Origin of the sequence: Pseudomonas sp. TJI-51 (genome assembly GCF_000190455.2) — a bacterium.
GTDB lineage: Bacteria > Pseudomonadota > Gammaproteobacteria > Pseudomonadales > Pseudomonadaceae > Aquipseudomonas > Aquipseudomonas juntendi.
Map to the genome: position 1 here is coordinate 1 of NZ_AEWE02000059.1, position 11,857 is coordinate 11,857.

Annotated in this window: 10 protein-coding genes; 7 read left to right on the plus strand and 3 right to left on the minus strand. The window is 61.9% G+C overall.

The window, feature by feature from the left end; all coding sequences use genetic code 11:
• Positions 1-29 precede the first annotated feature (29 nt).
• Both G1E_RS13395 and G1E_RS13400 read right to left on the minus strand, forming a co-directional pair.
• Positions 30-680, minus strand: a complete 651-nt coding sequence (locus G1E_RS13395) for an HAD family hydrolase (protein WP_009683618.1) — start codon at positions 678-680, stop codon at positions 30-32.
• 24 nt (positions 681-704) lie between these two features.
• On the minus strand, positions 705-1,253 hold the full coding sequence (locus G1E_RS13400) for a gamma carbonic anhydrase family protein (protein ID WP_009683617.1): 549 nt from the start codon (positions 1,251-1,253) through the stop codon (positions 705-707).
• A 66-nt stretch (positions 1,254-1,319) separates the two neighbouring features.
• Here G1E_RS13400 and prlC point away from each other — a divergent pair, with 66 nt between their 5' ends.
• The 6 genes from prlC to G1E_RS13430 all read left to right on the plus strand — a co-directional run bounded on the left by prlC (position 1,320) and on the right by G1E_RS13430 (position 9,633).
• Positions 1,320-3,407, plus strand: coding sequence for an oligopeptidase A (prlC, locus tag G1E_RS13405; protein ID WP_082437923.1), 2,088 nt, complete (start codon positions 1,320-1,322; stop codon positions 3,405-3,407).
• Positions 3,404-3,685: a YheV family putative zinc ribbon protein gene (locus G1E_RS13410; RefSeq protein ID WP_009683615.1), complete on the plus strand. Its 282-nt coding sequence runs from the start codon at positions 3,404-3,406 to the stop codon at positions 3,683-3,685. The genes prlC and G1E_RS13410 overlap by 4 nt, the downstream gene beginning before the upstream one ends.
• A gap of 85 nt (positions 3,686-3,770) precedes the next feature.
• Positions 3,771-5,783 carry a M3 family metallopeptidase gene (locus tag G1E_RS13415; protein ID WP_132475849.1) on the plus strand — a complete coding sequence of 671 codons (2,013 nt, stop codon included), beginning with the start codon at positions 3,771-3,773 and terminating at the stop codon, positions 5,781-5,783.
• 62 nt (positions 5,784-5,845) lie between these two features.
• Positions 5,846-6,895, plus strand: a complete 1,050-nt coding sequence (locus G1E_RS13420; protein ID WP_009683613.1) for a PA0069 family radical SAM protein — start codon at positions 5,846-5,848, stop codon at positions 6,893-6,895.
• Positions 6,896-7,187: 292 nt separating this feature from the next.
• Complete coding sequence (locus G1E_RS13425) at positions 7,188-7,907, plus strand: carbonic anhydrase (protein WP_009683612.1); 720 nt, start codon at positions 7,188-7,190, stop codon at positions 7,905-7,907.
• Positions 7,908-8,097: 190 nt separating this feature from the next.
• Positions 8,098-9,633 (plus strand): SulP family inorganic anion transporter, encoded by a 1,536-nt coding sequence (locus G1E_RS13430; protein ID WP_009683611.1) that lies wholly within the window; start codon positions 8,098-8,100, stop codon positions 9,631-9,633.
• 70 nt (positions 9,634-9,703) lie between these two features.
• On the opposite strand, the gene G1E_RS13435 is transcribed toward G1E_RS13430, so the two are convergent.
• The gene (locus G1E_RS13435; protein WP_029886289.1) at positions 9,704-10,345 is read right to left on the minus strand and encodes a hypothetical protein; all 642 of its coding nucleotides are present in this window, start codon (positions 10,343-10,345) and stop codon (positions 9,704-9,706) included.
• A 369-nt stretch (positions 10,346-10,714) separates the two neighbouring features.
• On the opposite strand from G1E_RS13435, the gene coxB reads away from it, so the two are divergent.
• Positions 10,715-11,842 (plus strand): cytochrome c oxidase subunit II, encoded by a 1,128-nt coding sequence (coxB, locus tag G1E_RS13440; protein ID WP_009683608.1) that lies wholly within the window; start codon positions 10,715-10,717, stop codon positions 11,840-11,842.
• The last annotated feature ends 15 nt before the right edge of the window (positions 11,843-11,857 follow it).

Consider the following 11,857-nt stretch of genomic DNA (forward strand, 5'->3'; position numbering starts at 1 on the left):
CATGGGCTGCAAAGCAGCCCTGAAGGCCCTCAGGCCTTGGTAAATGCCTGATGCATCTCGGCCAGCGTGGCGAAGTGGAAAGCCGGTGCTTCGGCCATCAACTCCTCCCGGCTACCAAACCCATAGCCCACCGCCACGGCCTGCAAGCCATTGCTGCGCGCGCCGATCAGATCATGCTTTCGGTCACCGATCATCAGCGTCTGCGCCGGGTCCAGCCCTTCTTCGTCCAGCAAATGGCGAATCAGCTCAACCTTGTTGGTGCGCGTGCCGTCCAGTTCGCTGCCGTAGATCACCTTGAAGTGGTGGTCGAAGGCGAAGTGCCGGGCAATTTCGCGGGCAAACTCCCACGGTTTGGAAGTGGCGATATACAGCGTGCGGCCCTGGCTGTTCAGGGCTTGGAGCAGCTCCGGCACGCCGGCGAACACCAGGTTTTCGTACAGCCCGGTCACGCGGAAGCGCTCGCGGTAGAAATTGACCGCCTCCCACGCCTTGGCTTCGTCGAAACCATAGAACTGCATGAACGCCTGCAACAAAGGTGGGCCGATGAAGTGCTCGAGGCGGGCCAGGTCTGGCTCATCGATGCCCAGCTTTGCCAAGGCATACTGGATAGAGCGGGTGATGCCCAGGCGTGGGTCGGTCAGGGTGCCGTCGAGGTCGAACAGGATGTTTTGCTGGTGCATGTACAAGGTTCCACGCAAATGCGCTCATTCAGGTTGATCGAAGCCTTGGGCCAGGTGCTGGTCCTTGAGCTTCACATAGTTGCTGGCGCTGTAGGCGAAAAACGCCCGCTCCTGGTCATTGAGCAGCCGCGCCTGTTTCACCGGGCTGCCCATGTACAGGTAGCCGCTGACCAGGCGCTTGCCTGGCGGCACCAGGCTGCCGGCGCCAATGATCACTTCATCCTCCACGATCGCACCGTCCATGACCGTGCTGCCCATGCCGACCAGAATGCGGTTACCCAACGTGCAGCCATGCAGCATCACCTTGTGACCGATGGTCACTTCGTCGCCGATGATCAGCGCGAAGCCGTCCGGGTTGAACGGGCCGGCGTGGGTGATATGCAGCACGCTGCCGTCCTGCACGCTGGTGCGCGCACCAATCCGGATGCGGTGCATGTCGCCGCGCACCACGGTCAGTGGCCAGACCGAGCTGTCTTCGCCGATTTCAACGTCGCCCAGCACCACCGCCGAACGGTCGACGAATGCCCTGGGCCCCACTTTCGGAGTGTGTTGCTGGAAGCTGCGAATGGCCATGATAGCGTCTCTCATCTGTGTCGATAGGCAGGCTGCCTGCTGCGGTCGGCCTCGATTGTAATTAAGATGGGGCAGTGTTTCTTCTGCCAAGGTATCCGAACCGTGAGTGCGAACAACCCGCTTCTGCAGTCCTACGATCTGCCGCCCTTCTCGCAAATCCGTGCCGAACACGTGTTGCCGGCGATCGAAGCGATCCTGGCCGACAACCGTGAAGCCATTGCCGAGATCCTCGAAAAGCAAGGCAGCAACCCTACCTGGGCCGGCCTGGTGCTGGCCATGGACGAACTGAACGACCGCCTGGGTGCAGCCTGGAGCCCGGTCAGCCACCTCAACGCGGTGTGCAACAGCGCTGAATTGCGCGAGGCTTACGAGTCGTGCCTGCCAGCGCTCAGCGCCTACTCTACCGAACTGGGCCAGAACCGTGCGTTGTTCGAAGCCTACCAGGCGCTGATCAGCGGCCCGGAGGCCGCCGGTTTCGATGTGGCGCAAAAAACCATACTCGAACATGCCCTGCGTGACTTCCGTCTGTCGGGTATCGACCTGCCAGCGGACAAGCAGCAGCGCTATGCCGATGTGCAAAGCAAGCTCAGTGAGCTGGGCAGCCGCTTCTCCAACCAGTTGCTGGACGCCACCCAGGCCTGGACCAAGCATGTGACCGACGAGGCCGCACTGGCCGGCCTGACCGATTCGGCCAAGGCGCAAATGGCCGCTGCAGCGCAGGCCAAGGGCCTCGACGGCTGGCTGATCACCCTGGAATTCCCCAGCTACTACGCCGTGATGACCTACGCCAGCGACCGCGCCCTGCGCGAAGAGGTGTACGCGGCCTACTGCACCCGCGCCTCGGACCAGGGCCCGAACGCTGGCCAGAACGACAACGGGCCGGTGATGAAGCAAATCCTCGACCTGCGTCAGGAACTGGCCGAGCTTCTGGGCTACAAGAACTACGCCGAGCTGAGCCTGGCGACCAAGATGGCCGAGTCCAGTGACCAGGTACTGAGCTTCCTGCGCGACCTGGCTCAACGCTCCAAGCCGTTTGCCGCGCAGGACCTGCAGCAGCTCAAGGCCTATGCCGCCGAGCAAGGCTGCCCAGAGCTGGCCAGTTGGGACGCCGGATACTATGGCGAGAAGCTGCGCGAACAGCGCTACAGCGTGTCGCAGGAGGCCCTGCGCGCCTACTTCCCGATCGACAAGGTACTTAGCGGCCTGTTCAGCATCGTGCAGCGCCTGTATGGCATCGAAATCGCCGAGTTGAAGGGCTTCGACAGCTGGCACCCGGATGTCCGCCTGTTCGAAATCAAGGAAAACGGCCAGCACGTCGGGCGCTTCTTCTTCGACCTGTATGCCCGTGCCAACAAGCGCGGGGGTGCCTGGATGGACGGCGCCCGTGACCGGCGCCGCACCGCCAGCGGCCAGTTGCAAAGCCCGGTGGCTAACCTGGTGTGCAACTTCACCCCGGCTGCGCCTGGCAAGCCGGCGCTGCTGACCCATGATGAGGTCACCACGCTGTTCCACGAATTTGGCCACGGCCTGCACCACATGCTGACGCGCATCGAGCATGCCGGGGTTTCCGGCATCAATGGCGTGGCTTGGGATGCCGTCGAGCTGCCTAGCCAGTTCATGGAAAACTGGTGCTGGGAGCCGGAAGGCCTGGCGCTTATTTCGGGGCATTATGAAACCGGTGCGGCCCTGCCACAGGACCTGCTGGACAAGATGCTGGCGGCGAAAAACTTCCAGTCGGGCATGATGATGGTGCGCCAACTGGAGTTCTCGCTGTTCGACTTCGAACTGCATGCCAGCCATGGCGACGGCCGCAACGTGCTGCAGGTGCTCGAAGGCGTACGCGATGAGGTCTCGGTCATGCGCCCGCCGGCGTACAACCGTTTCCCCAACAGCTTTGCGCACATCTTTGCCGGCGGTTACGCAGCGGGTTACTACAGCTACAAGTGGGCTGAAGTGCTGTCGGCCGACGCTTTCTCGCGCTTCGAGGAAGAAGGCGTGCTGAATGCCGAAACCGGCCGCGCCTTCCGCGAAGCGATCCTGGCGCGTGGCGGCTCGCGCGAGCCCATGGAACTGTTCGTCGACTTCCGTGGCCGTGAGCCTTCCATTGATGCATTGCTGCGCCACAGTGGCTTGGCCGAGGCCGCTGCGGCATGAGTGAGGTAGCCGTGAACAAGACCAAGAAGCGCTTTATTGCCGGGGCTGTATGCCCGGCATGCAGCCAGCCCGACAAACTGATGATGTGGAGCGAAGACGACGTACCGCACCGTGAGTGCGTGGCCTGCGGCTTTACCGATACGCTCAACGAACAGGGCTTGTCGGTGCCCAAGGAGTTGGGGACACGGGTCAACCACCTCGAGCCGAAAACCCCTGCGGCCAAGGTACAGACGGTGCAGTTCTTCCCTAATCCGAAGTTGAAGAAACCCGCAGAGTAAGGGTACAGGGCGTTACATAGAGCTTCTGCGGGGTAACAGGGGGCTGGCTACAGTGTCGGCCCCTGACTTGCCCCTGAGGTGCTTCGTGAATCACGGCCTTGCTCGAATTGCCCATGGCTTGCTCGACTACCCGTCGCTACGGCCCGAGCAGCTTCAACCCGCCTTCTTGTCCATTCGCGACGCCAATGTCGCGGCGCTCGAACAGATCATCGAACACAGCGGCCCGGCGCCAGGTTGGGATAGCTTGGTGCTGGCCGTCGAGCAGCTTGACCAGCGGCTGGAAGACCTGCTGCACATGCTCGTGCCGTTGGTGTACGAAAGCCAGGCATGGGCTGTGGAGGTCGATGCTTGTAATCAGTTGCTGCTCGACTGGGCGCGATACAAGCACGAGCACTCAAGGTTGTATGAAGCCTACCAGCGCCTCGATCCCGCGCAGCTGGATGACGAGCGCCAGGCTGTGCTCAAACTGATCCTCAGGGCGTTCCGCCACGCCGGCCATGGTTTGGGCGCTGGCGCGCGCAAGCAACTGCACACCACCGAGCAGGCGATCGTCGGGCTTGAGCAGCAATTCATGAGTAACCTGATCCAGGCACGTGAGGCCTGGACTTGCCTGGTGCCGCACGAGGCGCGCCTGGCCGGCCTGCCAGGCGTTGAGCGTGATCGGCTGGCAGTCAAGGCTGCGGCGCAGGGCCAGGCGGGTTGGCTGCTCGACCTTGACGAGCGCACGGTGCAAGTGGTCCTTGAGTGGGCCGACGCGCGTGATTTGCGTAAAGAGGTTTATCAGGCCTCACGGCAGCTGGCTTGCGACCTGGGCGGCAACTACGCCCTGGACAATGGCTCGGTGCTGCAGGCGCTGTTGCGGCTGCGTCATGAGCGTGCGCGGCTGTTGGGCCTGGCCAACGCGGCGCAGTTGAGCCTTGAAGCCAAGGACTCGCGTGACACCTCGCAGGTCGAGGCCTTCATCAACGCCTTGATCCAGCAGAACAGCGCGCGCCTGCAGGAGGAGCTGAAGGCGATGCAGGTGCTGGGTAGCGAATTGGGTATCGAGGCGCTTGCCCCGTGGGACGTGGCATACCTTGGCCGAAAGCTGCGGCTGCAAGGCAACGAGGCGATCGACGCCAGCCTGCGCGAGCGTTTCCCCCTGGGCAGCGTCCTGCAGGGGCTGTGGCAACTGCATGAACAGGTGCTTGGCGTGCGTATCGTGGCGTGCGATGTGGCAGGTTGGCACCCCGATGTGCAGGTACTGGAGGTAATGGACGGGCATGCCCGGCTGGGGCATATCTACCTGGATGCCTACCAACGCCCAGGCAAGCTGCCCTGGCCGTACAGTTATCCCATGCGCCAGCGCCATGTGGAGGCCGACGGTGTGGTGACGTTGCCCGCCGTTCTGCTTTCCTGCTGTTTCGAGCTGCAGCCTGGGCAAGTCACGCCCAACTTGGATCACGCAGACCTTTGCAAGCTGTTCCACGAGGCGGGCCATGCCCTGCATCAGTTGCTGGTCACCAACCAGCACCGGCGCCTCAATCGCACCGCCACTTCCGCGCTGGGCGCCGATGCCTGCGAATTCGTCGGCACCTTGCTCGAACAGTGGTGCTGGTCTGCCCCGGCACTGTTGGCGTTGCCGCAGCCGGAAACGGGTGCGCCACCAGTGCCATTGCCCCAGATGCAGCAGTGGCTCGCTGGCAAACGTCGTTTCCAGGCGGTGGCGGAAGCCGAGCAACTGCGGCTGTGCTGGTTCGATCTCGTCGCGCATTGCGACGATCGCGCCCGCCACGACCTTCGCCAACTGGCGATTGCCGCAACCCAGCAGGTCGGCTTGCCGCAAGCCTTCGCCCAGGACAGGTTTGCCGAAGGGTTCGATTACATGGTCACGGGTTATGAAGCGGGTTATTACTGCTACAAGTGGGCGCAGGTCCATGCCATTGACGCGTTCAGCGCATTCGAGGCGGCCGACGCCGATCATCGGGCGCTGGGCCGCCGCCTGCGCGACGAAATCCTGGCCAAGGGCGGAATGCGCCGGATGACGGCGTCGTTCAACGCATTCGCCGGCAGGCCCATGTCGCTGGAGCCGTATGCAAGGCGCCACTTGTCTCCCTGACAACAAGGGTGAAGGCGCTGCTGGTAATATACTGTATGCATAACCAGTAAGGGGCTAACAGCATGGATCCTGTTCGCGGTCGTGGTACCCGCCATAACCCACACAATCGTTTTGCACCACGCCAGTCGGTGCTCGAAGACGATGGCTGGTATCAGGAGGTGCCCGTTACCCAAGGCACCGAGGTCAGGGCTGAAACCGCCAAGACCATCATCGCGCGCAATACTTCCCCTGACCTGCCCTTCGACCGCTCGATCAACCCCTACCGCGGTTGCGAGCATGGCTGTATCTACTGCTATGCCCGCCCGTCCCATGCCTACTGGGATCTGTCCCCAGGCCTGGACTTCGAAACCAAGCTGATCGCCAAGACCAACGCCGCCGAGGTACTGGTGCAGCAGTTGAGCAAACCTGGGTATAAGTGTGCACCGATCAACCTGGGCTCCAACACTGACCCTTACCAGCCCATCGAGCGCGAGCAACTGCTGACTCGGCGCCTGCTTGAGGTACTGCTGCGTTTTCGCCACCCGGTGACCATCGTCACCAAAGGGGCCCTGGTGCTGCGCGACCTCGACCTGCTCGCCGACATGGCCCGCCAGCGCCTGGTGCGGGTGATGATCAGCCTGACTACGCTGGACGATGACCTCAAGCGGGTGCTCGAGCCCCGGGCGGCAGCGCCAGGGGCAAGGTTGCGGGCCATTCGTGTGCTGCGCGAAGCAGGCGTGCCGGTGGGCGTGTTGTGCTCGCCGATGATACCGATGATCAACGACAGCGAACTGGAGCGCCTGTTGGAAGCGGCCAAGGCGGCCGGGGCGCAGAGCGCGGCGTACATGCTGCTGCGCCTGCCGCTGGAGGTGGCGCCGCTGTTCGAGCAGTGGTTGCACGACCATTACCCACAGCGCGCTGCGCATGTGCTGAGCCTGATCCGCCAGAGCCGCGATGGCGAGCTGTACGACAGCCGCTTTGGCACACGCATGCGGGGTGAGGGGGTATTTGCCGAGTTGCTGGCGCAGCGTTTCGCCAAGGCGATGAAACGCCTGGCGTTCGAAGGGCGCGAGTCACAGGTGCTGGATTGCTCGGCCTTTTCCCCGCCGGGCGAGCAGATGGCACTGTTCTGACAGCCAAGGTAAACACGCCCTACAGAAAGCCTCACTAATGGCAGCCAATAATTACGCTAATACATATTGGCAGTTGATGTTTTTTTGCTATTATTCAGATCCCGCTTTTATATCTGGAACGCCCGTTCTAGAGCCCTCGAATTAAGTTTCAGTTAAGTTTTCCCGGTTAGCGTAGGCAACCAATCCACACCGACTGTGATCTATGGGCTGTGCGTGTCATCTAAAACCCTGCATAGCCAGAATCTTTAACCGGTAAAATGGATTTACCTACACACCGTCAAGAGGATGAATCATGCCCGTCAAGGACCCATCCAAGGTCGTACCGCAGGTCCCCGCTGAAAGCGCCGATGCTGCCCTGAAGCACATCGTCGACGGTTTCCTGCGCTTTCACCATGACGTCTTCCCTGAACAGCAAGAGCTGTTCAAGAAGCTCGCCACTGCGCAAACACCGCGCGCCATGTTCATTACCTGCGCCGACTCGCGCATCGTGCCCGAACTGATCACGCAAAGTTCGCCAGGCGACCTGTTCGTGACCCGTAACGTAGGTAACGTAGTACCGCCTTATGGCCAGATGAACGGTGGCGTTTCCAGCGCTATCGAGTACGCGGTGATGGCACTTAAAGTGCACCACATCATCATCTGCGGCCACTCCGACTGTGGCGCGATGCGTGCGGTACTCAACCCGCAATCGCTGACCAAGATGCCAACCGTTGGCGCCTGGCTGCGCCACGCCGAAGTGGCCCGCACCGTGGTCGAGAACAACTGCTCGTGCGGCAGCGAACATGAAAGCATGCAAGTGCTGACCAAAGAGAACGTCATTGCCCAGCTGCACCACTTGCGCACCCACCCTTCGGTGGCTTCGGGGCTTGCAGCGGGTCAGCTGTACATCCATGGCTGGATCTATGACATCGAGACCAGCAGGATCGAAGCCTACGACGCTGCCAGCGACAGCTTCATGCCCCTGGCCGCAGGCCAACCGGTGCCATGCGCCACTCCGAGAGGCCGCTACTAAGCGACCCGTCCGCCGTTAAAACCTTGATAGCCGGCTGCACCCTGTAGGGGTGTGGCGCGGCCTTCGGCTGCCCTGAATACCCTGACTGCCCTGCCGGCGAGCCCGCTGGCGGCCCGCGCCTGCGCGCTTGTCGGGGACCCAACGTGCCCATGGCCAGGGGAATGGCCGTGCGACTAGAGAAAGGAGAAACATGGTGAACATTACACAGCTGAAAGCGGCCCTGCCGCGTGAGTTGCTGGCTTCGGTGGTGGTCTTTCTGGTGGCCCTGCCCTTGTGCATGGGCATTGCCATCGCCTCGGGCATGCCGCCGGCCAAGGGCCTGATTACCGGCATTATCGGCGGTGTCGTGGTCGGCTTCCTCGCCGGTTCGCCGTTGCAAGTCAGTGGTCCGGCGGCGGGCCTTGCGGTGCTGGTCTTCGAGCTGGTACGCCAGCACGGCATGGCCATGCTCGGGCCGATCCTGTTATTGGCCGGTTTGCTGCAATTGCTGGCCGGGCGCCTGCGCCTGGGCTGCTGGTTCCGCGTCACCGCGCCGGCGGTGGTCTACGGCATGCTGGCAGGCATTGGTGTGTTGATCGTGCTGTCGCAGGTGCATGTGATGTTCGACACCGCACCGCAGCCATCGGGTATGCAGAACCTTGTGCAGTTCCCGGCGACCCTCGCTGCGGCCATGCCCCACGAAAGCGCCGGCGCTGGCTGGATAGCCGGTGCGCTGGGCCTGGGCACCATCGCCATCATGTGGGGCTGGGAACGTTTGCGGCCGCAGCGCCTGCGCTTTGTACCAGGCGCCCTGCTGGGTGTGGCGAGCATGACCATCATCAGCATGTGGTTGGCCTTGCCCGTGAACCGCGTGGAAGTACCGGCTGACTTGTCCGAAGCCATCGACTGGCTCCGCCCCGGTGACTTGATGCAACTGGCCGACCCTGCCCTGCTCGTCGCCGCCTTTGCCCTGGCATTCATTGCCAGTGCCGAAACCTTGCTGTCAGCGGCTGCGGTCGACCGCATGCACAGTGGCCAGCGTTCGGACTTCGACCGTGAGCTGTCCGCACAGGGCATTGGCAACATGCTCTGCGGGGTGCTGGGTGCACTGCCGATGACCGGGGTGATCGTACGTAGCTCGGCCAACGTGCAGGCAGGTGCGCAAACACGCGCTTCGGCCATTTTCCATGGCTTGTGGCTGCTGGCTTTCGTGGTGGCGTTGAGCAGTGTGCTGCAGCAGATACCGGTAGCCAGCCTGGCAGGTGTGCTGGTGTTCACGGGGATCAAGCTGGTCGACTTCAAGGCGTTCCGTGGGTTGGGCCGTTATGGCCGCATGCCGATGTTCACCTATGCGGCGACGGCGCTGGCGATCATCTTTACCGACCTGCTGACCGGCGTGTTGCTCGGCTTTGCCCTGACCTTGCTGAAGCTGGCATTCAGGGCGGCACGGTTGAAGATCAACCTGGTCGATCTGGAAAAGCCTGGGCACATGGAATTGCGGCTCAGTGGCGCCGCGACCTTCCTCAAGGTACCGGCATTGACCCAGGTGCTCGATGGCGTGCCGGCGGGCACCACGTTGCATGTGCCACTGGGTAACCTGAGCTATATCGACCACTCGTGCCTTGAACTGCTGGAGGACTGGGGGCGCAGCAATGCTGCCAATGGCTCGCGGTTGCTGATCGAACAGCGGCGGTTGAAGCGGCGAATCGAGGGACGGTTACGGACTACGGCGGGTGTGGGGGCCTGAGGTTGAAGTTCTGTAGTACCTGAACTGGCCTTTTCGCGGGTGAACCCGCGAAGAGGCCGGCACAGGAGTATCAGGTCGGCTGACCCAGCTCGACACCCAGCTGACGCGACAGGCACGGCCAGCGCTTCCACGCCTCACCGGTTGCCGGGCTAGTCAGCGTCTCGCGGTAGGCTTCCACCGACTCAGCCGCAAAGCTTGCGTCATTGAGCATCTCATCCACCGAGTGGTGCACCACTTCATCCAGCTGGTTGGCAAATTCTTCGCCGATCAACTGGTGGGCAATCAGGTTGGCGACGGTGGTGTCGACGGGGATCAGCGGCTGCTGGAAGTGACGGATGTACAAGTCATTCACCTCCTCCACCAGGCGGTGCGCCAGGTATGCCTCATCTAGCAGGCAGTCCAGCCCCACATGCCCGTTCATGACCTCGGGTGGCTGCAGGAAGTAAGCCTCGGCAATTTTCAATACAGGCTTGATCTGCGACTCGATGCCGGCCTCAAGGGCGACTTCATGGGCCGCCTCCAGCAGTTCCGGAACCTGTTCGATGTAGGCGCTGACGAAGCGCGCCAAAGTACCCTGTGCGTCCTGCTCAGGCAGTTGGATCGAGGGGTGCAGGTGGGGCAGTTGCAGCTCGAGACGCTGTTTCAATTGGCCAGTCTGGCCTTCATGTTGATGGGCTTGGCTTACCTGCTCGCGTACAGCAGCGATGTTCATGACAACTCCAGGGACATTACGTTTCAAACGGAAGACACTAAATTAGCTCGGTATACGGCATACCTAAGACGAGTTTGTTATAGATGATTTCAAATTCTGCGTTACCTGGAATATAGCATGGCCACTATTTGGCCATTCCCCCTCAAGCCTGCGGTTTTCAAGGGATATAGCTGTTTCGTGAAGTTCATTTCATTGCCTTCGTTGCGCGGCATTGGTCGCTGTCTATACTCCCGGTGAACGTGATTCGTTGATGAGGCCCGACTGCTTTTAGCAGGGGCTCGGTCGTTGAAGCCAGGCAGTCTTGACCGCCGTTCCCTCTTGCCGCAGGCCACGCCTCCGGGAAAACAAGAACGAGAAGGGGAACCCGCAATGATGCGACATCCACCTGTCTGGATGGGCCTGCTGTTGTGGTCGGTTCTGGGTCAGGCCAACGCTGCCTGGACCGTGAACATGCACCCGGGGGCGACGGAAGTCTCCAACGCCGTCTTCGATCTGCACATGACCATCTTCTGGATCTGCGTGGTCATCGGCATCGTGGTGTTCGGCGCGATGTTCTGGTCCATGGTCATCCACCGCCGCTCCACCGGCCAGCAGGCCGCGCATTTCCACGAGCATACCTGGGTGGAAATCCTCTGGACCGTGGTCCCGTTCCTGATCCTTGTGGCCATGGCCATACCGGCCACCAAGACCCTGATCGACATCTATGACGCCAGCGAGTCGGATATCGACATCCAGGTCACCGGCTACCAGTGGAAGTGGCATTACAAGTACCTGGGCCAGGACGTGGAGTTCTTCAGCAACCTGGCCACCCCCGCCGAGCAGATTCACAACCAGGCGCCCAAAGACGAGCACTACCTGCTGGAAGTCGACCAACCGCTGGTGTTGCCGGTGGGTACCAAGGTGCGCTTCCTGGTGACGGCGGCCGATGTAATTCACTCATGGTGGGTGCCCGCCTTCGCGGTCAAGCGCGACGCCATTCCCGGCTTCGTCAACGAAGCCTGGACGCGCATCGAGAAGCCAGGCATCTACCGCGGCCAGTGTACCGAGTTGTGCGGCAAGGACCACGGTTTCATGCCCGTTGTAGTCGAGGTCAAGTCCCAGGCCGACTACGACACCTGGCTTGGCGAGCGCAAGGCAGAGGCGGCCAAGCTCAAGGAGCTGACCAGCAAGGAATGGACCCTGGACGAGTTGGTGGCGCGCGGCGACAAGGTCTACCACACCACCTGCGTGGCCTGTCACCAGGCCGAAGGCCAGGGCCTGCCGCCGATGTTCCCGGCGCTGAAAGGCTCGAAGATCGCTACCGGGCCGAAGGAAGGTCACTTGAGCATCGTTTTCCACGGCAAACCCGGTACCGCCATGGCCGCCTTCGGCAAGCAACTGTCGGAGGTCGATATCGCTGCCGTGGTGACCTACGAACGCAACGCCTGGGGCAACAACAAGGGCGACATGGTCACGCCGAAGGACGTGCTGGCGCTGAAGCAGGCAGAAGCCAAGTGAACCGGGTTACTCGCG

What these genes read in the sequence shown, in the direction of transcription:
- coxB (WP_009683608.1), top strand. Translation starts at nt 10,715, where the DNA reads ATGATGCGACATCCACCTGTCTGGATGGGCCTGCTGTTGTGGTCGGTT.
- G1E_RS13410 (WP_009683615.1), top strand. Translation starts at nt 3,404, where the DNA reads ATGAGTGAGGTAGCCGTGAACAAGACCAAGAAGCGCTTTATTGCCGGG.
- G1E_RS13395 (WP_009683618.1), bottom strand. Translation starts at nt 680, where the DNA reads ATGCACCAGCAAAACATCCTGTTCGACCTCGACGGCACCCTGACCGAC.
- G1E_RS13435 (WP_029886289.1), bottom strand. Translation starts at nt 10,345, where the DNA reads ATGAACATCGCTGCTGTACGCGAGCAGGTAAGCCAAGCCCATCAACAT.
- G1E_RS13430 (WP_009683611.1), top strand. Translation starts at nt 8,098, where the DNA reads ATGGTGAACATTACACAGCTGAAAGCGGCCCTGCCGCGTGAGTTGCTG.
- G1E_RS13425 (WP_009683612.1), top strand. Translation starts at nt 7,188, where the DNA reads ATGCCCGTCAAGGACCCATCCAAGGTCGTACCGCAGGTCCCCGCTGAA.
- G1E_RS13400 (WP_009683617.1), bottom strand. Translation starts at nt 1,253, where the DNA reads ATGGCCATTCGCAGCTTCCAGCAACACACTCCGAAAGTGGGGCCCAGG.
- G1E_RS13420 (WP_009683613.1), top strand. Translation starts at nt 5,846, where the DNA reads ATGGATCCTGTTCGCGGTCGTGGTACCCGCCATAACCCACACAATCGT.
- prlC (WP_082437923.1), top strand. Translation starts at nt 1,320, where the DNA reads ATGGGGCAGTGTTTCTTCTGCCAAGGTATCCGAACCGTGAGTGCGAAC.